The sequence below is a fragment of the Homoserinimonas sp. OAct 916 genome, assembly GCF_003260275.1.
In the GTDB taxonomy this organism is placed as follows: domain Bacteria; phylum Actinomycetota; class Actinomycetes; order Actinomycetales; family Microbacteriaceae; genus OACT-916.
The window spans coordinates 169824-190969 of the sequence record NZ_QJHB01000002.1 but is presented as its reverse complement, the minus strand read 5'-3'; the positions used below and the strand labels follow the sequence as shown (position 1 = coordinate 190969).

At 63.5% G+C, this 21146-nt stretch carries 19 protein-coding genes and 1 tRNA gene; 15 read left to right on the top strand and 5 right to left on the bottom strand.

Going from position 1 to position 21146, the window contains the following annotated elements:
* The first annotated feature begins 188 nt into the window (after positions 1 to 188).
* From ileS to ndk, 4 genes are read left to right on the top strand one after another with little or no spacing between them, the layout of a single operon-like run.
* Positions 189 to 3566, top strand: coding sequence for an isoleucine--tRNA ligase (ileS, locus tag DL891_RS03225; protein ID WP_111718987.1), 3378 nt, complete (start codon positions 189 to 191; stop codon positions 3564 to 3566).
* Complete coding sequence (locus DL891_RS03220; protein WP_111718986.1) at positions 3559 to 4920, top strand: folylpolyglutamate synthase/dihydrofolate synthase family protein; 1362 nt, start codon at positions 3559 to 3561, stop codon at positions 4918 to 4920. The genes ileS and DL891_RS03220 overlap by 8 nt, the downstream gene beginning before the upstream one ends.
* Entirely contained in the window at positions 4917 to 5333 is a 417-nt protein-coding gene (locus DL891_RS03215) for a DUF4233 domain-containing protein (RefSeq protein WP_111718985.1), read from the top strand. Before DL891_RS03220 ends, DL891_RS03215 begins: the two co-directional genes overlap by 4 nt.
* Positions 5330 to 5752 (top strand): nucleoside-diphosphate kinase, encoded by a 423-nt coding sequence (ndk, locus tag DL891_RS03210; RefSeq protein WP_111718984.1) that lies wholly within the window; start codon positions 5330 to 5332, stop codon positions 5750 to 5752. Before DL891_RS03215 ends, ndk begins: the two co-directional genes overlap by 4 nt.
* 106 nt (positions 5753 to 5858) lie before the next feature.
* On the opposite strand, the gene DL891_RS03205 is transcribed toward ndk, so the two are convergent.
* Positions 5859 to 6461: a vitamin K epoxide reductase family protein gene (locus DL891_RS03205; RefSeq protein WP_232818980.1), complete on the bottom strand. Its 603-nt coding sequence runs from the start codon at positions 6459 to 6461 to the stop codon at positions 5859 to 5861.
* 386 nt (positions 6462 to 6847) lie between these two features.
* Between DL891_RS03205 and DL891_RS03200 the strand changes: the two genes are divergently transcribed.
* Positions 6848 to 9754, top strand: coding sequence for an Rne/Rng family ribonuclease (locus tag DL891_RS03200; protein ID WP_111718982.1), 2907 nt, complete (start codon positions 6848 to 6850; stop codon positions 9752 to 9754).
* Between the two features lie 45 nt (positions 9755 to 9799).
* On the opposite strand, the gene DL891_RS03195 is transcribed toward DL891_RS03200, so the two are convergent.
* The gene (locus tag DL891_RS03195) at positions 9800 to 10078 is read right to left on the bottom strand and encodes a DUF4031 domain-containing protein (RefSeq protein ID WP_111718981.1); all 279 of its coding nucleotides are present in this window, start codon (positions 10076 to 10078) and stop codon (positions 9800 to 9802) included.
* A gap of 183 nt (positions 10079 to 10261) precedes the next feature.
* Between DL891_RS03195 and rplU the strand changes: the two genes are divergently transcribed.
* From rplU to DL891_RS03155, 8 genes are all read left to right on the top strand, one after another.
* Entirely contained in the window at positions 10262 to 10570 is a 309-nt protein-coding gene (gene rplU / locus DL891_RS03190) for a 50S ribosomal protein L21 (RefSeq protein ID WP_111718980.1), read from the top strand.
* Between the two features lie 52 nt (positions 10571 to 10622).
* Positions 10623 to 10880, top strand: a complete 258-nt coding sequence (rpmA, locus tag DL891_RS03185; RefSeq protein ID WP_111718979.1) for a 50S ribosomal protein L27 — start codon at positions 10623 to 10625, stop codon at positions 10878 to 10880.
* A 107-nt stretch (positions 10881 to 10987) separates the two neighbouring features.
* Positions 10988 to 12535, top strand: coding sequence for a GTPase ObgE (obgE, locus tag DL891_RS03180; protein ID WP_111718978.1), 1548 nt, complete (start codon positions 10988 to 10990; stop codon positions 12533 to 12535).
* Between the two features lie 108 nt (positions 12536 to 12643).
* Positions 12644 to 12862 (top strand): hypothetical protein, encoded by a 219-nt coding sequence (locus DL891_RS03175; RefSeq protein WP_111718977.1) that lies wholly within the window; start codon positions 12644 to 12646, stop codon positions 12860 to 12862.
* A gap of 13 nt (positions 12863 to 12875) precedes the next feature.
* The gene (gene nadD / locus DL891_RS03170) at positions 12876 to 13478 is read left to right on the top strand and encodes a nicotinate-nucleotide adenylyltransferase (protein WP_111718976.1); all 603 of its coding nucleotides are present in this window, start codon (positions 12876 to 12878) and stop codon (positions 13476 to 13478) included.
* On the top strand, positions 13475 to 14824 hold the full coding sequence (locus DL891_RS03165; protein WP_111718975.1) for a hypothetical protein: 1350 nt from the start codon (positions 13475 to 13477) through the stop codon (positions 14822 to 14824). The genes nadD and DL891_RS03165 overlap by 4 nt, the downstream gene beginning before the upstream one ends.
* Positions 14825 to 14864: 40 nt before the next feature.
* Positions 14865 to 15245: a ribosome silencing factor gene (gene rsfS / locus DL891_RS03160; protein WP_111718974.1), complete on the top strand. Its 381-nt coding sequence runs from the start codon at positions 14865 to 14867 to the stop codon at positions 15243 to 15245.
* A 90-nt stretch (positions 15246 to 15335) separates the two neighbouring features.
* Positions 15336 to 15408: transfer RNA gene (locus tag DL891_RS03155), tRNA-Ala, on the top strand.
* 122 nt (positions 15409 to 15530) lie between these two features.
* Here the strand turns inward: DL891_RS03155 and DL891_RS03150 are convergent.
* On the bottom strand, positions 15531 to 16160 hold the full coding sequence (locus DL891_RS03150; protein WP_111718973.1) for a hypothetical protein: 630 nt from the start codon (positions 16158 to 16160) through the stop codon (positions 15531 to 15533).
* Between the two features lie 408 nt (positions 16161 to 16568).
* Here DL891_RS03150 and DL891_RS03145 point away from each other — a divergent pair, with 408 nt between their 5' ends.
* Positions 16569 to 17873, top strand: coding sequence for a S1C family serine protease (locus DL891_RS03145; protein ID WP_111718972.1), 1305 nt, complete (start codon positions 16569 to 16571; stop codon positions 17871 to 17873).
* A gap of 96 nt (positions 17874 to 17969) precedes the next feature.
* On the opposite strand, the gene DL891_RS03140 is transcribed toward DL891_RS03145, so the two are convergent.
* A complete protein-coding gene (locus DL891_RS03140; RefSeq protein ID WP_111718971.1) occupies positions 17970 to 19046 on the bottom strand; it encodes a GNAT family N-acetyltransferase in 1077 nt (358 codons plus the stop codon).
* Positions 19047 to 19350: 304 nt separating this feature from the next.
* On the opposite strand from DL891_RS03140, the gene DL891_RS03135 reads away from it, so the two are divergent.
* Complete coding sequence (locus DL891_RS03135; RefSeq protein ID WP_111718970.1) at positions 19351 to 19665, top strand: hypothetical protein; 315 nt, start codon at positions 19351 to 19353, stop codon at positions 19663 to 19665.
* A 137-nt stretch (positions 19666 to 19802) separates the two neighbouring features.
* Here the strand turns inward: DL891_RS03135 and DL891_RS03130 are convergent, their stop codons facing one another.
* Positions 19803 to 20828: a TM2 domain-containing protein gene (locus DL891_RS03130; protein ID WP_111718969.1), complete on the bottom strand. Its 1026-nt coding sequence runs from the start codon at positions 20826 to 20828 to the stop codon at positions 19803 to 19805.
* Positions 20829 to 21146: the final 318 nt, after the last annotated feature.

Below are 21146 nucleotides of genomic sequence, written 5' to 3'. Positions count from 1 at the left end.
GATTGCATCGCAATCCCTCAACCCGCAGATGACTGCCCAGTAGAACCGAACGGGTCTGGCCCGTCACAGCCAAAGAACAAGCGGGCGTGAACCGGATGACCGGGCAACGTCAAGCGGGGTGGTACCGCGGTGCGGGTCGTAAGACCGGCAGCGTCCTCGTCAGGTGAGAAGACCAGCCAGGAGACCACGTGACGTACCCCAAATTCACTGCGGATGAGACCGCAGGCCACTCAGCCGAACACGCGGCAGGAAATTCGGCGACCGGCCAGGCAGAGGATCACGCAGCTGGCGGCGTCACGCCGAACCCCAGCTTTCCGAAACTCGAAGAGGGCATCCTCGCCTTCTGGAAGAAGGAAGAAATCTTCCAGGAGTCGATAGACAACCGAGACGGATGCCCCGAGTGGGTCTTCTACGACGGCCCACCGTTCGCCAACGGCCTGCCACACTACGGCCACCTGCTGACCGGGTACGCGAAAGACGTGTTTCCGAGGTACCAGACGATGCGCGGCAAGCAGGTGCACCGCCGTTTCGGCTGGGACACGCACGGTCTGCCCGCTGAGTTGGAGGCCGAGCGCGTGCTCGGCATCACGGACAAGAGCCAGATCGAAGCGATGGGGATCGGCGCATTCAATGAGGTCGTGCGCGACTCGGTGCTGAAGTACACGCATGAATGGCAGGAGTATGTCACCCGCCAGGCCCGCTGGGTCGACTTCGACAACGACTACAAGACGCTCGACATCACCTACATGGAGTCGGTGATCTGGGCGTTCAAACAGTTGCACGACAAGGGTCTGGCCTACGAGGGCTACCGCGTGCTGCCATACTGCTGGCGCGACCAGACACCGCTGTCGAACCACGAATTGCGCATGGACGACGACGTCTACAAGATGGTGCAGGATCAGACCGTCACGGTCACGTTTCCGTTGGTGGGCCAGCAGGCCGAGACCCTCGGCCTCGCCGGCGTGCGTGCGCTCGCTTGGACGACCACTCCATGGACACTTCCCACCAACCTTGCGTTGGCCGTCGGACCAGACATCTCCTACGCAGTGGTGCCCGCCGGTCCGCTCGGCGCGGGTGACGGCACCGAGCCCGGTGCTGCCGACTACCTGATCGCCGCCGACCTGCTCGGCGCCTACGCGAAAGACCTCGGCTACGAGTCGACAGAGGCGGCCACATCCGCCGTCTCTCGCACGGTGTTCGGTGCAGACCTCGCCGGCGTGCGGTATGAGCCCCTTTGGGACTACTACACCGATACCGAGAAGTGGCAGACCCAGAACGCCTGGCAGATCCTGGTCGCCGACTACGTCACCACCGTCGACGGCACCGGAATCGTGCACCAGGCACCCGCCTACGGTGAAGAGGACCAGAAGATCTGTGAGGCGGCCGGCATCCCGGTGATCATCTCGGTCGACGAGGGTGGGCGTTTCATCGAACCGGTGTCTGAAGTGGCCGGGCTGCAGGTCTTCGCCGCCAACAAGCCGCTCACCCAGATGCTGCGCGCGGGCGGGCGCCTGGTTCGCCAGGCCAGCTACGAGCACTCCTACCCGCACTGCTGGCGCTGCCGGAACCCGCTCATCTACAAGGCGGTCTCCAGTTGGTTCGTGAGGGTGACCGCGTTTCGCGACCGGATGGTGGAGCTGAACGAAGAGATCACCTGGGTTCCCGAGAACGTGAAAGAGGGCCAGTTCGGCAAGTGGATCGCGAATGCCCGCGATTGGTCGATCAGCCGCAATCGCTACTGGGGTTCACCCATCCCGGTGTGGAAGAGCGACAACCCCGAATACCCCCGCATCGACGTGTACGGTTCGCTCGATGAACTCGAGCGCGACTTCGGCGTGCGCCCCACCGACCTGCACCGGCCCCACATCGACGAACTCACCCGGCCGAACCCCGACGATCCCAGTGGAACATCGACCATGCGCCGCATACCCGATGTGCTCGACGTGTGGTTTGACTCCGGGTCGATGCCCTACGCCCAGGTGCACTACCCGTTCGAGAACCAGGAGTTCTTCGAGGCACACCATCCAGCAGACTTCATCGTCGAGTACATCGGCCAGACTCGTGGCTGGTTCTACGTGCAGCACGTGCTGTCGACCGCACTGTTCGACCGTCCGGCGTTCAAATCGGTGATCAGCCACGGCATCGTGCTCGGAAGTGACGGCCAGAAGATGTCCAAGTCTCTTCAGAACTACCCCGACGTGAACGAGGTGTTCGACCGCGACGGGTCGGACGCCATGCGCTGGTTCCTGATGGGCTCATCCGTGCTGCGCGGTGGCAACCTGATCGTCACCGAGGAGGGCATCCGGGAGAGCACCAGGCAACTGATGCTGCCGCTCTGGAACACGTGGTACTTCTTCTCGCTCTACGCCAACACGTCGGGGCCCAAGGGTTATGAGGCCGAGTGGCGCACCGACTCGACTGACGTACTCGACCGCTACCTGCTGGCCAAGACCCGCCAACTGATCGAGAAGCTCGCCGCAGACTACGACGGGCTCGACAGCACCACAGCCGCCGCCACCCTGCGCGACTTCGCCGACGTGCTCACCAATTGGTATGTGCGTCGCTCGCGCGACCGGTTCTGGGTGAATGTCGGGGAAGACGGCTCAGGGACTGAGGCGTTCGACACCTTGTACACGGTGCTGGAGACCGTCACCCGACTGGCAGCCCCCATGCTGCCGCTGATCAGCGAGCAGATCTGGAAGGGCCTGACCGGTGGTCGCAGCGTTCACCTGACCGACTGGCCGAACCCGTCCGACTTCCCGCAGAACGCCGAATTGGTTGAAGCGATGGATTCCATCCGCAGCATCTCGTCGCTCACCCTGTCGCTGCGCAAGAAGGCCGGCCGCCGCGTGCGGCTGCCCCTGGCAACGCTCACCGTGGTGACGGCCAACACGGCGGCCCTCGCCCCGTTCGAGTCGATCCTGCGCGATGAATTGAATATCAAGAAGGTCGAATTCGTCGAACTGGCGGGCACCAGTGCGGCCGACTACGGCATCACCTCGAAACTCACCGTCAACGCCCGTGCCGCTGGCCCCAGGCTTGGCAAAGACGTGCAAAAGGTGATCCAGGCCGCCCGCGCGGGCGACTGGAGCGAACAGGATGGCGTCGTGACCTGCGGGGGCATCACCCTCGCCGAGGGGGAATACGAGCTCGTGCTCTCGGCGGGCTCCACCGAGCCGGGCGAGGGCGACGGAGTCTCATTGGCGCTGTTGCCCGGCGACGGGTTTCTGCTGCTCGACACGCGGACCACCCCCGAGCTAGAGGCGGAGGGGCTTGCCCGCGATGTGATCCGCGCGGTGCAGGACACGCGCAAGGCTGCCGGGTTCGAGGTGGGCGACCGCATCCGTCTCGAACTCGTTTTCGGTGACGAGGCAGATGCCCGCGCGCTGGCGCAGGCGACCGAGGTCGACATCGCCGCCGAAACCCTGGCCACCACATTCCTGATCGGCGACGGGGCAGCCGATGCTGTGCACGCTGACCACATCCAGTCGTTCCCCGCGAACAGATTCGCGAACGCCGGCAGCTTCCAGGTTGCCGTCAGCCGGATCGGAGGAGACCATGACTGAACCCGACGAGAACCGGATCGCGGGCGACGCCGTCTACCAGGAGTTGCTCACCCGCACGGGGGAGGGGGCTCCGAGGCCGAGGCTCGCGCCCACCCGGCAGCTGCTCGACGTGCTCGGCGACCCGCAGCGGTTGTACCCGATCATCCACATCACCGGGACCAACGGCAAGACCAGCACGGCGCGCATCATCGAGTCGATCCTGCGTGCGCACGGATTGCGAGTGGGATTGTTCACCAGCCCCCACCTGGTGCGTTTCAACGAGCGCATCATGATTGACGGCGAGCCGATCAGCGATGGTTCGCTGGCCGCCAACTGGTCTGACATCAAGCCGTACGTTCAGATGGTCGACCGCGACCTGGCCACCTCGGGAGAGAGCCCACTCACCTACTTCGAACTGCTCAGTGCCCTGGCTTTCGCCTCGTTTGCCGACGCCCCGGTCGACGTCGCGGTGATCGAGGTCGGAATGGGCGGCGAGTGGGATTCCACCAACGTCGGAGACGGCCAGGTGGCCGTGTTCACGCCGATCTCGCTGGATCACACGAAACGGCTCGGATCGACCGTGGCAGAGATCGCCCGCACAAAATCGGGCATCATCAAACCGCTCGCCCGCGTGGTGAGCTCCCATCAGGTTCCCGAGGCCCGTGCCGAACTCGAGCGTGCGATCGAGCTGACCGAGTCGACCATGGCGACCGAGGGGGATGAGTTTCGAGTTATTGACAGCCGGGTCGTCCCTGGCGGCCAGCGCATCACTGTGCAGGGCCTGGCCGCTCAGTACCCCGACCTTCTGCTGCCCCTGGCCGGCCGTCACCAGGCCCAGAATGCCTCGGTGGCGATCGCCGCTGTGGAATCGTTCATCGGTGGTGGCAGCCAGCCGATCTCGATCGACATCCTGGCCGAAGGGCTCGCCCGCGCGGTCTCGCCCGGGCGTCTCGAGACCATCGGCACGAATCCGACTGTGTTGGTTGACGCCGCCCACAACCCGGGCAGCGCGCAAGCACTCGACGATTCGCTGGATGCGTTCTACTCGTTCGACCAGATCACGTGCGTGTTGGGCATCCTCGCCGACAAAGACGCACACCGTATCGTCGAATTGCTCAACGCGCACGTCACGCGTTTCATCGTCACCACTGCACCGTCCGACCGAACCGTCGATGCCGAGACGTTGGCGAAGATCGTGACCGACGTCGCCGGCGCCAACCGGGTTGAAACGATCCCCGACCTGAATGCGGCGCTGGACCGTGGCCGCCAGCTCGCCGCCGAAACCACCAACGGCGCAGCACTCGTGACCGGGTCGATTACCCTCGTCGGCGACGCGATGGCGTATGCCGCTCGCCAGAATTGGAGATCCCAGTGACCGAACCGACAGCCGGTGACGGTGTGACAGACTCGAGCCCGAAGGCCCCGGCGCGGGGCCGACCGGCGCGCAGGCGAAGCCTGACCGAATCCCTCGGATCGATCGTGCTGGCCTGTGAGGCGCTCACGGTGTTCCTCGCGTCGCTCGTGGCTTTCGGCCTCGATGCGGTGCACCCGCTGCCGCCGGTGATAGCGCTTGTCGGCGGGGGCGTGCTGTTCCTCGCCATGGTCGTGACCATCGGCCTGCTGCGCCATTCGTGGGGAGTCACCGTCGGTTGGGTACTGCAGGCGCTTCTGCTCGCAACCGGGTTTCTCGTACCCGTCATGTTCTTCCTCGGAGCGGTCTTCGCCGCCATGTGGACCTACGCCATCATTACCGGAACCAGAATCGATCGAACCAAGGAGAAAGTATGACCACCAACGTCGAAGAAACCCTCGTACTCGTCAAACCCGACGGGGTGGCGCGCGGCCTCACCGGCGAGATCCTGCGACGCATCGAGGCGAAGGGATACTCCCTGGTCGATGTGCGGCTGGTGCAGGCGGATCGCGACCTGCTGGCCGAGCACTACGCCGAACACCTTGGCAAACCGTTCTACGAACCGCTGGTGGATTTCATGGAGTCCGGCCCGATCGTTGCGTTCCGCGTGGCCGGAAATCGTGTGATCGAGGGCTTCCGCTCGCTGGCCGGAACCACAGACCCCACCACTGCCGCCCCCGGCACCATTCGCGGTGACCTGGCGCGCGACTGGGGCTTGAACGTGCAGCAGAATCTGGTGCACGGCTCTGATTCGCCCGAGACTGCCCGTCGCGAACTCGCACTCTGGTTCGACTGAGCGGAACCCGCCCTTCAGGCATCCGCCGAGAGAGCAGTACGTGAGGTTATCGAGCGACCTTTCGCCCAGCTGCTGCCCAGTCGGCGGCAGGCGGCAGGCGGTTGGGTCAGAACAGTTGCTGAATGGCGTCGAGGCCCACTTGGATCAGGATGGCCAGAATCAGGTAGGTCACGATGGTGATGCTGATCACCCAACTGTAGGCGTGCCGGCCGAAGTTTCGGGCGGCGGCCGAATCGATCACGTAGCCGTTCTTGAGAGTGAAGAACGTGACCGTCCAGAACAGCGGGATCACCGCCAACCAGGTGACCAAGCAGTACGGGCAGAGTGTTCCGATAACGAACAGGCTCTGGCTGATCAGCCACCCGATGAAGACGAAGGCACCCAACACGCCAAGGTTGAAGATCACCCAGAACCAGCGCGCGAAGCGAGCCCCGGCCAACAGGCCGACACCAACCGCGATCGGTGCCACGAATGCGGCTACGCCCATCAACGAGTTGGGGAAGCCCAGAATTGAGCCCTGGGCGGAGCTCAGGTTGGGGCCACAGGTGACGAACAGGCCGAAGTCGCAGGACAGCGGCTTGTTCGGGAACTCCAATTGGCTCAATTTTTCCAGTGTCAGCTGGAACGAGGCGTACAGGCCGACGAGGCCGGCAACGATCAGAAATATGGCGAACAGTGTGGGTGTTTTCTCAGTGGAGTTTCGGCTCACACTCGGATTATGGCACACCGTGAAAAGCCAACGCTGGGAATCCGTGGTCGAATGCATGCGATAATCAAAAGTAGTCATCCGAGCCGCGCTCGGTGTGGCGCACAGTTATAGCTTTTCGGGTCGTGAACCCGACAACGCACTTGAAGTGGGTTCTCCCGAACAGGGAGGCGACTCGAGTGCAGTCAGACACGTGTCGACGAAGTGAGAGTTTGAAATTCGACACACACGAACAAGCAGCGATCGATGCCACGGGCCGGTCGCCTGAGACAAAAGGATTAGCAGGAATCCACGCGAAGTCGCGAGACAGCGCACGGAAATTCTGCACGAGAGAGTACCTAGCAGGCCAGGGCGCGGCCCGAACCTGAAGGACAGGGAGTGCACCAGTGATGGTGGAAGACAACAATAAAAATGACCATGACACTGACGGAACGAAGCAAGCGGGAAACGGAATGAAACTGGGCCGCCTGTTCGGTGGAAGAAAACCATCCAGGCGGGCGACCAGCCAGACCCAGACGGTGACGCCACCGCAACCGGCTCCTGCAGCTGAAGATCAGGCCGCCCGGCGGCCTGACGTGCCGGCGCCGACCGCTCAGCCGCCCGCGGCAGAACCTGAGCCAGTGACAGAGCCAGTGACAGGGGCACGCGCGCCGGAACGGGCGGCGACGGGCGAGAAGACCAAAGCAGACAAGACCAAAGCTGACGAGCCGAAGACCGAAAAGCTCGCCGATGACACATCAAAGGAACCCGGCAAGCCCGATGCTTCTGGCCCAGTGGGCAGCGAACAAGCGCCCGAATCCGAAGAGGATGACAGCGCTTCGAAGACCGAGGCGGCGGCAGCACCCGGCGTGCGAAGCACCACCTCACTGATCTTCCAGGCGCCGGATGTGCCGCTCCAGCCGGCGCGGTCGCACAGCGACACCCGGTCTGCCCAGTCAGATGACTTCGACGAGGAGATCCCCTCGGTGCGTCGTCGCGCGCGCAGACGCCCGGGCGAGGAAAACCGCCAGGGCGCTGACGATCCGGCCAATACCGTCGTCAAAGTGCGCGCCCCGCGGGCCGAAAGCGAGCTGATCACCGAACCGCAGAAGGTTCGTGGCTCGACCAGGTTGGAAGCGAAGAGGCAGCGTCGCCGGGATGGCAGGGACGCCGGTCGCCGACGCCCGGTGATCACCGAGGCCGAGTTCCTCGCGCGCCGCGAAGCTGTCGACCGCGTCATGGTGGTTCGTTCGAAGAACAACAAGACGCAGATCGGTGTGCTCGAAGACGGTGTGCTCGTCGAGCACTACGTTGCGAAGAACCAGGACGCCTCACTCATCGGCAACGTCTACCTCGGCCGCGTGCAGAACGTGCTGCCGAGTATGGAAGCCGCATTCGTCGACATCGGACGCGGCCGCAACGCCGTGCTCTACTCCGGTGAGGTCGATTGGGCCGCCGCCGAGACCGGAAACCAGCCACGCCGTATCGAACTGGCGTTGAAGCCGGGCGACCAGGTTCTTGTGCAGGTCACCAAGGATCCTGTCGGCCACAAGGGTGCCCGGTTGACCAGCCAGGTCTCCCTGCCCGGTCGTTACCTGGTCTATGTGCCGAACGGGTCAATGAACGGGATATCCCGCAAACTGCCCGACACCGAGCGGTCACGCCTGAAGAAGATCCTCAAGGAGGTACTGCCTGAGAACGTGGGCGTGATTGTGCGCACCGCGGCCGAAGGGGCCACTGAGGAGCAGTTGACCGTTGACGTCAACCGTCTGATCGCGCAGTGGGCAAAGCTGAGCGAGAAGGTGGCGAACCAGAAGGCACCGGCACTCCTGCACAGCGAGCCCGACCTGCTGATCAAGATCGTGCGCGATGTGTTCAACGAGGACTTCCAGAAATTGGTCATCTCTGGCCAGGACGCCCAGGACACCATCACCGAGTACCTGGGCCAGGTCGCACCCGACCTGCTCGATCGCGTGCACGAGCACACCGGCAACAAGGACTCGTTCGACGAGTACCGCATTTCGGAGCAGATCGAGAAGGCTCTCGAACGCAAGGTCTGGCTGCCTTCCGGCGGGTCGCTTGTGATGGACCGCACCGAGGCCATGACCGTTGTCGATGTCAACACCGGCAAGTTCGTGGGTTCTGGTGGAAACCTCGAAGAAACTGTCACCAAGAACAACCTCGAAGCGGCCGAAGAACTCGTGCGGCAGTTGCGGCTTCGTGACATCGGCGGAATCATTGTGGTCGATTTCATCGACATGGTGCTCGAGTCAAACCGAGATCTTGTGCTTCGCCGTCTGGTCGAGTGCCTCAGCCGAGACCGCACCAAGCACCAGGTCGCCGAGGTCACCAGCCTCGGGCTGGTGCAGATGACGCGAAAGAAGATCGGCCTCGGGCTCATCGAGTCGTTCAGCGAGAACTGTGAGACCTGCGCGGGCCGCGGAATCATCATCCAACACGACCCGGTGGCGAAGAACCGCCAGTCGCAGCAGGAACCGCGCCGCCGTGGCGGCCGGGGCAACGGCGGTGGCAACAACAACGCGCACCCTGTGACCGCACCGATCAGCACCCACGCGATCACAGCTGATGCCAAGAACGCGTTGGCCAAGATCGCGGCCAGCACGATCGGCAGTGAGGCGAGGCCGCCGACAGCCGCGATCCCCGTTGTCGGAGGTGCCGACACCAAGGCGGCCGAGCATCCTGTCACCGAGAAGCCCACGGTTGAGCCGACTGAGTCGACAACCGCACGGCAGACAGAACCGGAAGAGAAGAAGGCTGGCGCCGAAAACCCGGATGCCGGCCAGTCGGATGCCGCGGCCTCCCCTGACGGTGCTTCCGATGCTGGTGCTTCCGATGCTGGTTCTTCCGGCACGGACCAGCCGAGGCAATCGGCCAGCGGTCGCCGCAGGTCAGGGCGTCGAGGCTCGCGGAACACGTCGACCGAAGCCGGCCCAACCCTCGACTTCGAGCAGGTGCATGCTGAGCAGGTGCATGCTGAGCAGGTGAAGGCAGAGCGGGGGAAGACGGAGCCGGTGAAAGCGGCGCCAGCCGAAGAACCGAAGCGTGCCGAGGCACCTGCCCGGCAGGACTCGCCGGCCGAGATCGAAATTCTCGACATTCCGATCGCAAAGGCCAGTCATGAGAAGCCTCACCTCAGCGAGCACGACAAAGAGTTGATTCTTGACTCGGTTCTGGACGCCCTGCCCGCGCCGAAGGCCCCGGGCCAGGGTCGTGGCCGCTCGCGCCGCGTGAGCACCTCAGCGCTGGTCGGCGGGGTAGTGCCCACAGTGACGAAGGACGAGACCGAATCCCACTGAGCGACTCGTAGCCGGGCAGAGCCCACGTCGGCCCCGTCACCACCCTCAACGGTGGTTGCGGGGCCGATCTCGTGCGCGCACACGCAGACCGCTGGAGATCAGCCGAAGCACCAATTCGCGGTTGCTGACGGGCACGGCACCAGCTGAAACAAGTTCGTGGTGGCGGTGGGCGGGAACGTCGTAGTGGTCGAGGTCGAACGAGCGTGGCGGTATCCGATTCGCCCGGGCGAACGCGTGCAGTTCCTCCAGAGACTCATCACTCACCAGGTGCGACCACACGGTGTCGTGCGCCGGCCACATCGGGGTATCGATCAACACGGCCATGGCATGATTCTAAACAGCGGCGAACAATGGCGGCGCGCCACGCGGTGCGTTTGACCGGGGCGGTCAAAATCAAGTACAGTAGACCGTTGGTGTGCGAAGGGTTTGACCTCGCAGTGTGCCAAGAAAATCTTCAGCACGGTTTGACTCGGGGCCACGAGCCCCCCAGAGAAATTAGGTACGAGAGTGGTTTACGCAGTTGTGCGCGCCGGTGGTCGGCAGGAAAAGGTTGAGGTCGGCACCATTGTGACGATGGACCGGGTGAAGTCAGACGACGATGGAAACGTGGTGCTTCCCGCTGTTCTGCTGGTTGACGGCGACAAGATCACGTCAGACTCGAAGTCTCTGGCCAAGGTGACCGTCACCGCCGAGGTGCTCGGTGACCTCCGCGGGCCGAAGATCGTCATCCAGAACTACAAGAACAAGACCGGTTACAAGCGTCGCAAGGGGCACCGCCAGGAGCTCACTCGCGTTCAGATCACCGGCATCAAGTAACAGGCTGCTCACAGCAATTTTCAGCTTTGCAAGGATCTGAGGAGATCAACTAATGGCACACAAAAAGGGTGCGAGTTCCACTCGCAACGGTCGTGACTCCAACGCGCAGCGCCTCGGCGTGAAGCGCTTCGGCGGGCAGGTAGTCAGCGCGGGCGAGATCATCGTGCGCCAGCGCGGAACACACTTTCACCCCGGCGTGAACGTGGGCCGGGGCGGCGACGACACACTGTTCGCTCTGTCTGCCGGCTCTGTCGAGTTCGGCGCCAAGGGCGGCCGCAAGGTGGTCAACATCGTGGTGGCCGCCGAATAGGGCAGGTCTTCTAGGTTTTTTGCGATGGGGCGGGCTTCGGTTCGCCCCTTACGCTTTTGCAGGCACGCACATCATCCGCGACATCCCGCTCATGGAAGGAGCACCCGATGGTCACATTCGTAGACCAGGTGACGCTTCACCTGCGCGCCGGAAGCGGTGGTGACGGCTGTGTGTCGGTGCTGCGCGAGAAGTTCAAGCCGCTTGGAGGCCCAGACGGCGGGGCCGGCGGTCACGGCGGCGACATCGTGCTGGTGGCAGATCCCCAAGTGAACACGCTGCTCAGCTATCACCGCAGCCCGCACCGTTCGTCGAAGAACGGCGGCCCGGGAATGGGCGACCACCGCAGTGGCCCCAACGGCGAGCGTCTGGACCTTCCGGTGCCGGTGGGCACGGTGGTGAAAGACGCCAGGGGCAACGAACTGATCGACATGAACGAACCCGGAATGGAGTTCGTTGTTGCTCCGGGAGGTCGAGGAGGGCTGGGAAACGCCGGGCTCGCATCGACCAAGCGCAAAGCGCCAGGATTCGCGCTGCTGGGCACGCCCGGATGGGCAGGTGACGTACAACTCGAGCTGAAGACTGTGGCGGATATCGCCCTCGTCGGATACCCCTCCGCCGGCAAGTCCAGCCTGATCGCCGCCATCTCTGCTGCGAAGCCCAAAATCGCCGAATACCCGTTCACCACGCTGCACCCGAATCTCGGTGTCGTGCAGGCCGGAGATCACCGCTACACCGTGGCCGATGTTCCGGGGCTGATCGAAGGCGCCAGCGAGGGTCGGGGTCTCGGCCTGGAGTTCTTGCGCCATGTGGAGCGGTGCACTGCGCTGTTGCACGTACTCGACTGCGCCACCCTGGAGCCGGGGCGTGACCCGATCAGCGACCTCGAGGTGATCCTCGCGGAGCTGGCGGCCTACGAAGTGCCAGTGGGGCAACTGCCCCTGCTGGAGCGGCCACAGCTGATCGCGCTGAACAAGATCGACATTCCCGACGGCCGTGAGCTGGCCGGGTTCGTGCGCGCCGAACTGGAGAAGCGCGGCTACCCAGTGTTCGAGATCTCTTCGATCAGCCATGAGGGGCTGAAGCCGTTGACCTACGCGCTCGGCGAGATCGTCGCCGAGCAGCGGAACCGTGACATCGCCGCGCAGGCGATCAAGCCGCGCATCGTGATGCGACCACGCCCCGTCGACGAGGCCGAGTTCGTCGTGCGTGTCGAGGGCGGCACCTATGGCAACATCTACCGCATCCTCGGAGACAAGCCCGAACGCTGGGTGCAGCAGACCGACTTCAACAACGACGAAGCGGTTGGGTTCCTCGCCGACCGGCTGGCCAAACTCGGGATCGAGAACTCGCTGTTCAGCGCGGGGGCGGTGGCGGGGTCGACCGTGATCATCGGCGAGGGCGACGGGATGGTCTTCGACTGGGAACCGACCCTCACGTCTGCCGCTGAATTGGTCACCGCACCGCGCGGCACCGATGCACGCCTGGGGGAGCGCACCCGGGCCACTCGTGGCCAGCGACGTGAAGAGTACCTCGCACGCATGGATGCCAAGGCCGAGGCCCGTGCTGAGCTCGAACGCGAGCGAGAAGCCGGGCTCTGGCGCGAAGGGGACACCCTGGACGACGAGAAGATCGCTGACGACGAAAGCAGCCAATAGCTGCCCGAGCTTCACGATCGAAAGGGGAATGGGCGTGGGCGTAGGCGACCTACCAGTTCGTTCAACTAGAATCTTGGGTGAGAAGCGCTTTTTTGAATTGGAGTTGTTATGTCCTTTGTGACTGCCGTCATGACCGAGGCCTCGCACGAACTGGTCGCCATCCCGATGCCGACCATCATGTACGGGGCCATCTCGATCATCGTCTTCGCCGCCCTCGGCTTCGTGCTGTGGTCGTACCGCGACGTTGCACACCGGCATGCTCTGGCTCGTGATGTGCATGCGCCTCACCCCGGACACGACGTGGCCACCACGAAGAGTGAACACTGATCGTTAGCCTTCAATGACGGAAACGGCAGTGCGCAGCCCAAGGATCGGGGTGATGGGCGGCACTTTCGACCCCATCCATCACGGTCACCTCGTGGCCGCCAGCGAGGTTGCACGGTCGTTCGACCTCGACGAGGTCATCTTCGTGCCGACGGGGCAACCGGTCGACAAGCCGCACGTGTCTCTGGCAGAACACCGCTACTTGATGGCCGTGATCGCGACAGCCTCCAACCCACAGTTCAATGTGAGCCGCGTCGATATCGACCGGCTCGGGGTCACGTACACGATTGACACTCTGAAGGACATCCAGAAGAGCCGGCCGGATGCCCAGCTGTTCTTCATCACCGGAGCCGACGCCATCGCGCAGATCCTGGCGTGGAAGGACGTTGAACAGTTCTGGTCTCTGGCACACTTCGTTGCTGTGAGTCGCCCGGGACATGAGCTGACTGTTTCCGGTTTGCCGAATGAGAACGTAAGCTTGCTTGAAGTTCCGGCACTCGCCATCTCATCGACCGATTGCCGTAGTCGGGTAGAACGAAATTACCCCGTGTGGTATTTGGTTCCGGATGGTGTTGTGCAATATATCTCGAAACACCACCTGTATCGGAGTCTGGCATGACTGACCGCCACGATTCGCAGCCCCTGACTCGCCGCGAGTTGCGCGAGCGCGAACGAATGGCCGCGCTGGCTGGCAGCGACCCGTCGTGGCGGGCGCCCGAAGACGGCCCAGACGCGAAAGACGCCGAAGCAGCAGAACACGCTGCCGAAACGTCGACGGCGGGAGACGCGCCACAGGCGACTCCTGAACAGCCCTTCGCGCCGCAGGACAGCCGGGCGACACCAGAACCAGAACAGCCCGGCCCTGCGCTCCCGGATGCACCGGTCACCTCATATTCGGAATACCAGAAGTCGCCAGCAGCGGCCAGGGTCGTGCCAACGTCGGATTCACTCTTTGCTCCTTCGGGACGCCCGAGCTTTGCCAGAGACGACGTCGAGCACACGTTGACCAGGCGTCAGCTGCGCGAGTTGCGCGCCGCCGAGGAAGCCCAGCGCCTGGCAGGTCCGGGACCCGAGGCATCCGGCCCGAGCACCGAGTTGCTGGGGAAGACCGACGGTGTCGATCCCGCTGACGGGGCTCCAGCCCAGGCAGACGTCGAACCCGAGCCCATCGTTCTCGAGCAGGTCGACGAAGATTTTGTTGATGATGATCTGCTCGATCAGCAACTGCCCGCGACAGAATTCATCACCCTCGCCGAAGTTGAACCAGATGCTGTGGTTCCGAAACCCGTCAGGGTCGAGCCGGAGACGGTGGCGTTCTCTGCAGCGGAAGTGCTCGAAACGAGTGAACTGGCATCGTCGCCCGCTGACGTTGTAGAAGAAGCTGACGTTGCAGAAGAAGCTGAGGTTGTAGAAGGCGCTGAAGTTCCAGAAGGCACTGACGACCCTGATGGGTCGCACACGCGCTCCTTCCACCCACCGACCGGGCACTGGTCGATTGCGGCAAGCCAGAAGGATCAGCCGAGTTTTGAAGACATCCTTTCCGGCCCGGCCGACACGTCTGGCTATGGCGCCATCGGCAGCACCCTGGTTCTGCCCACGGTCCCGTCCAGAGAGTCCGCATGGGGGGCAATGGGAAAGTCGGGCGAAAAGCTCGAAACCGATACCGTCGACCTGCCGACCAGCTTGTCAACCACGGGGGAGCACGCCCGCTTCGATACCTCGGCTCTTGACCGCATGTTCGACGAGGAAGAGGTGCGGGTAGACACGGCGATGGTGCACGCGCCCGGTTCAGAACCCGTGCGTGCCAGTTCAGCCGTTAGTTCGGTCACACCGACCGGAGACGTGGTCGGCAAGGCTGCGAAGACGAGCCACCGACTGCCGATGGCGCTGGCGATCTCTGCCGGCGCGCTGGCCGTCGGCGTGGTGGGGCTCTTCGCCGCCGGTGCAATTCTGGGGTACTTCTGATTCACCCATCGATACCAACAAACAATGTGAGTTTCTGCCTATGAGCGCGTCCGAAAACGCCCACGTCCAACTTCAGGTCGCAGCCGCAGCTGCGGACGATATGAAGGGGGAGGATCTGGTCGCACTGGATGTGTCTGGGCCGTTGCCGTTCAGCGATGTGTTCCTCCTGGTCACCGGGCACAGTGAGCGCCACGTCTCAGGCATCGCCCGCGATGTGGAGGAGAAGATGCTGGAAGCGGGGTTCAAAACGCTGCGGCGCGAGGGGCGCACCGAGGGCCGCTGGGTGCTCCTGGACTACGGCGACCTGGTGGTCAACGTGTTCCACGAGGAGGACCGCTTGTTCTACTCGCTGGAGCGGCTGTGGAAGGACTGCCCGAGCATCCCGATCGAGCTCGAAGCGCCTGTGGGCGCAGAAGGTTGAGCCGAACCGCGATTCGGTTATCACCTCGGCTGCAGAATGTAGTAATCTAAGGAAGTTGTCTTCGCGTGTCAGTTGTGGCGCGAACAGAACGGGGCTGTGGCGCAGTTGGTAGCGCACCTGCATGGCATGCAGGGGGTCAGGGGTTCGAATCCCCTCAGCTCCACCCAAGGTTTCTGGAGGGAACACATCACATCGGAAGATGTGGGGCCTGTTCCGTTCTGATCCAACTGACTCCGGCTTCTTCGGCGGTGGTTGTCGCGAGCGCGCCGAAGCCGCATACTGGGGCTATGTGGTGCCCGACGCCTTGTCGAAGTCGCGCTGCCAGTCGTCCATCGCTTTGCGTGGCCCCATGAGGCCCTGCAGCGCAACCTCGCACAACATACCTCGGCGGGCGTTCACCTTCACGATACTGTCGAGAAGGTGGGCATTCACCGACTCGATCGCGCCCTGCGCCTCTCGCATTCGCTGTTCCGGGTCATCCCACAGTCGGGGGTTGGCGAGCACGTCCAGCAGGTAGTCGCGGTCCAGAATCGCGACGAGTTTGCTGAGTTTGTCCTCGTACTCAACCTGGGCGTGACCGGATTGCGTGTCGTCGGCCTTGACCTGCAGCCGTCGGAAGAGCTCGGTCACATTCGCAACTAAAGAATCGACTTCCCCGATCACCGCTGGTGCCGTTCGGTCGCCGGCATCAACACGCGCCAGATACTGCTGACGGATCACCATGAGTTTCTGGATGAGGGCGCGGATCCGCCGAGGCACTGCGTCGGGCTCCTGTGGGACCCTCGCGTTCGTACCACGAAGACGGAGGGACCAGATTGTTGCTTGGATGGCGGCGGCTGCCGCCAGGACGGCAAGGAGCACCCACCCGAACACCGTCGGAGACGGCACCAAGTCCAGCGGCAGGTAAGTGGCCATTCGTCCTCCCTCTGTGCTAGTTGTTGAGCAGCCGAGCACGATCCGCATTCCACCTTTCGGGGCATCAGCGGAATGAACGCAGAATGAACGCGGAGGGTACCGAGTGCAACCGCATCCCGTTCAATGCCTTAATCGGGTGGCTCAATCAGACACCAGTGTAGGCGCGTCAGCCCATGCGGGAACTGGCAATCTTCCACGACGCTCAATTTCGCTGTATCGACCCCACGCAGCAGGTATGGCCCGTATCCCGGGCGTTCCCCTGGCTGATGTGAGCGGCTTTGCGGGGCCTTACAGGAATCTCTGTGAACCTCCCAGCAAGCTCATAACGTACTCCCGAGATGCATTCAGTGTCGAGGACTGTTCTGAAGGCATGACCAAAGAGGCCGAGAGCACGAGAAGGCCAGAATCATGAACGCTACGGATGATGCCAACAGCACGCGCCCCGGCACGAGCCTTCGGACGCGCGGCAGACTGGCAGTTCTCTCGTCCGTTGCCGCAGCCACCATGGTGGCGGGCTCGGCATTCGGTATCGGCGCGGCGTTCGGCGCCGACACCCCAACCCCGTACCGGCCCACCCCGTACACCTCGTCCAGCATTGCCACCGGGAGTCAGAACCACCCGATCGGTGATCAGGGGCAATCCGGATTCGGGCACATTCCCTCCTTGTCAGGTGGGTACGGTGCGTCGCCTTTCGGTCAACCTTCTTCCGGCGCGGGCACTTCCGGATCAGACAGCACCCCTACCGTGGCAGCTACTGCCGTGCAACAGGTGGGCATCGTCGATGTCGTTTCACAGCTCACCTATGACAGCGCAGAGGGTATGGCGACCGGAATGGTGGTCACCTCGAACGGTGAGATCCTTACCAACAACCACGTTGTTGAGGGCTCCACGAGCATCCGCGTCACGGTGGTCTCAACGGGCGAAAGTTATAAGGCGTCCGTCGTCGGCACCGACGCGACAGACGATATCGCCGTACTCCAGCTCTCAGGGGCATCCGGGTTGCAAACTGCCGCGTTTGACAGCTCGTCGAACGTGTCGGTCGGAACCGCTGTCACCGCGGTCGGTAACGCCGGTGGTGCGGGAGGGACCCCATCGGCCGTCACCGGAGAGGTGACCGCCCTGGGCCAAACTATTACGACTCGGGCCGAGGGGTCGGCGGCATCGGAGCACCTGAGTGGGCTGATCCAGTCGAACGCCAACATTCAGGCCGGAGACTCCGGCGGGCCGCTCTACAACGCAAACAACACGATCATCGGAATTGACACCGCGGCTGCGGCCGGGGGGAGCACCGTCGCCGGCTATTCCATCCCCATCGCCAGCGCGCTGTCGATCGCGGGCCATATCGAGTCGGGGCAGGCTTCGGCTCAGGTCACACTCGGCTACCCCGCGTTTCTGGGGGTCGAGGTGGTTCCCTCAGCGGGTAACTCGGCATACGGTTACGGAAACGGGTTCAGTACCGGCGGCGTGCAGGCGCCGGCTGTACCGGGAGCCATGATCGGAGGGGTCTTTGAGGGAACGGCGGCCGCGAACGCCGGGCTGGCCGCCGGTGACACGATCACGGGTGTCAGCGGAACGGCGATCACCTCGCCATCTGACCTGAGCGCGGCGCTTGTCGCCTACGCGCCGGGCCAGCGCGTGACCCTCACCTGGGTGGATGCATCGGGTGTGTCTGCCACAGCGACGGTCGCGCTGGGAACGGGGCCGGCCGCTTAGCCGGCCCCGCGTTGAGGCGTTCCCGTGGGTTGCGGGGGCGCCTCTTCTCGCGTCTGCGCCGCGACCCATGGCCATTCTCGTTGGAACCTCAAGGCCTCAGCCGACAAGTCTTTTCCAGCCGCCGCCATACCCCACTGGCACGAAGCCGATTGCCTCGTTCACGGCGAGCATGGGCCGGTTCTCCTCGGCGTTGAATGTCGTGACGGCGGGGTGCCCGGCATGACTCTGTGCCAGGTACTGCAGGTTTGAGAGTTTCAACAGCAACCCGAGCCGACGGCCGCGGTGCTCCTTCAAAACAAGGGTGTCCTGTTGATCGACGGGGCGCTCGGTTTCCGGCGGAACGGAGAGGTCCGTGAACCCGACGAGAGTTCTGGTGCGCACGTGCTCCACAGCGGTCACCAGATGTGTGCGCGGACTCGTCATGAGACGTTCGTCGAGTGCGCGTACCCGGCCCTCGTCCCAGGCCTCCGCGCTGAGCTCCAAACCCGCGCTCGGGGAATCGGTGCTCATTCGACGGTGCAGCAGCGCCATGCCCGCCAGCCACTTCTGGGGCGTTCGACCTGTCCATTGCACCACACGGTAGTCGTCACCGGCTGCCGCGGTTGCGGCTGAAAGTGCCGTTGCGAACGAGGCTGGATCAGGTGGCAGCGGCAGACGACTGACCCGCTCGACCTGCTCCAGGGCGAACCCGCGCTTCCGGAGAAATTGCGTTTCCGGGTTGTCGCGCGGTACGGAACCGAAACCGGTCGGCGACGGCAGCTGCGCAGCGCCATCCGACCTCTTGTGAATGACGTACGACTGCTGCACTGTGCGACCGTCTGCCGTGCAGATGGCCACGAGCTGCTCGAACAACGTGGAACCGATCCCCAGCCTCCGAAACGCCGGCAGCACGCCGATGTCGAACCATGCATCGGTCGACCCCTCCTCGACAGGCGCCTCGTAGACCGCCCGCGCCACGATCCGCCCGTCCACTCGGGCAATCAGGCACGTCTGGGGTGAATAAGGATCCTGCCAGTTCGGCAGCAACTCAGCCGGTTCGTAGGTGAGTTCGCTTGTGCCAACAGCGTCGGCTTCGATCTCGTTGCGCACGTGGGTCATGTCGATGAAGTCGGCGGCGTCCGGGGCATCAATCGTGGCCGGAATGGCCAACTCCTCAATAGTGAAGGCGGTCATGGCGCGACTCCTCTGTCAGCGGAACCCAAAAGTGCAAAGCTGATCAGAATACAACCGCTGACGGCTATTATCGCGAAATGTGACTGAACCGTTGCGATCGCGGGATGGTTTTGGGAACCTGATTGCGCAGTGCGACGACGGGCCGCATCGACGTATTGGTCTTGTGGTCGATGGCCTTTCCGCTGCGTGGCCCATGAACGGCACACCGGTGCACGGTGAAGCCCCGCCCATACGCGTGTTGTTCGTGGGATTGGTCGTGGCTGAGGGGGCGGCGATTCTGGCTTCTAGGTGTAGACCTAGGAGTATGAGAGTTGAGATTCTGCACAATGCCGATTGTGCGAACTGGAAGGAAGCTGGCGTTCGCCTGCGGGCCGTTCTCGATGAAGCCGGTATGCCCGATGTCACAATCGACTTTCACCTGCTGACAACGCCTGCCGAGGCGGCTTCGGTACCGTTTGCGGGATCGCCGACCATTCTCTTCGACGGGGCCGACGCTTTTCCGGGTGCGGCCCGGGTCACCGAATTGGCGTGCCGGGTATATCGCACCGAGAACGGTTTCGTCGGGGCACCGAGTGCGGAACAGCTTTCGGAGGCAGTCAGGAAGCACTTGCAGACGTGAGTTTGTGCGCGAGGCACTCACCGGTGCACCACGGTCGCGGGGTAGTGGGTGACAGGAGAGCGAGTGGCCATGGGCTTATTTGAGATCGTGCCCGGCTTCTGCGAAGCCGACCATATCGCCAGAATAGGATTCGCGGGTCATCTGCCCTGACCTGACGCTTCGTCGAAGTCACGCTGCCAGTCGGCCATGGCCTCGTGGGGGCCCGCGAGGCCGTCGAGAGTGAACTCGAACACCAGCCCGACGTGGGCGTTGACCTGCCTGATACTCTCGAGAAGCTGGGCATTCACTGACTCGATCGCCCCCTGCGCCTCACGCATTCGCTGCTCCGGGTTATCCCACAATCCGGGGTTGGCGAGCACGTCCAGAAGGTAGTCGCGATCTAGAGTCGCGACGAGTTTGCGGAGTTTGCCCTCGTACTCAATCTGGGCGCGTGCGGGTTGCGCCATGTCGGCCGTGACCTGTAGCCGCCGAAACAGTTCGGTCACATTGGCCACCAGCGAGTCGACCTGGCCGATCACTGCCGGGGCCATTTTGTCGCCTGCCTTCTCATGCACCAGATACTGCTGCCGAATCACCATGAGTTTCTGGATGAGCGCGCGAATGCGCTGTGGCACCGGGTCGGCCTGGCGGATGGCCCTCGCGGTTCCACCTCGCGCATTAAGACGACGCAGCAGCCAGATCGTGCCCCCTAAGGTCACTGCGACGCCAAGGATCACCAGGAGCGCCGACCCGAGCGCCGCCAGCCCTTCGCCGCCGAAAGTAGCCATGACTGTCGCCGCAACGATGCTGATGAACACGGTGGAACTGAAGATTGCGCCGATGACGATCCACGCAGTCTTCTTATACCGGTCGTATCCTGACAGCCTCAAACCCCAGATATCGCGTTGGCCGCCGAAAAGCGTCATGAGGATATCGATGACTACCCAATAGCCGAAGCCCCCGAGGGTGAAGATCTTCAGCAGTGCCGAGCGGTTCTTTCCGAGGTAGAAACGGTCGGCGCCGAAGAAACCAAGAAAGTACGACAGAAGCAACGTCACGAGGAAGCTCTTGCTGCCTTCAGTCGCGGGGCGCACGGAACGCCGTGCCGGCCTGACGAATCTCACGCTGGCAGGGCGCGGAGGCGCCAGAGGCGGCACAACGCGCAGCGGTTGGTAGGTGGACATTCGCGCTCCCTCGGTTCTATTGGTTGAGCAGTCGGGCCCGACTGCCCCCCGTCGCCCGGAGCGTGAACGGCAGGTACGCGAAAGGCAAGGAGTGCAACCGCATCCGGTTCGATCCGTTGGCCGGGTGGCTCAATCTGTCACCAGTGTAGGCGCGTCGGGCGAGAGACGGAGCTCTAAATTTCCGCGCTGCCAACCTCGGAGTGTCGATGTCGCGCAGCAGGCGTCGCCCCGGTTCGGGAGCCTCGGCGGGTACTTTCGCGCCCAGAGCCCTACCAGCGGCTGTGCACGGCCTCTGCGAAGCCGAGCAGGCCACCAGCC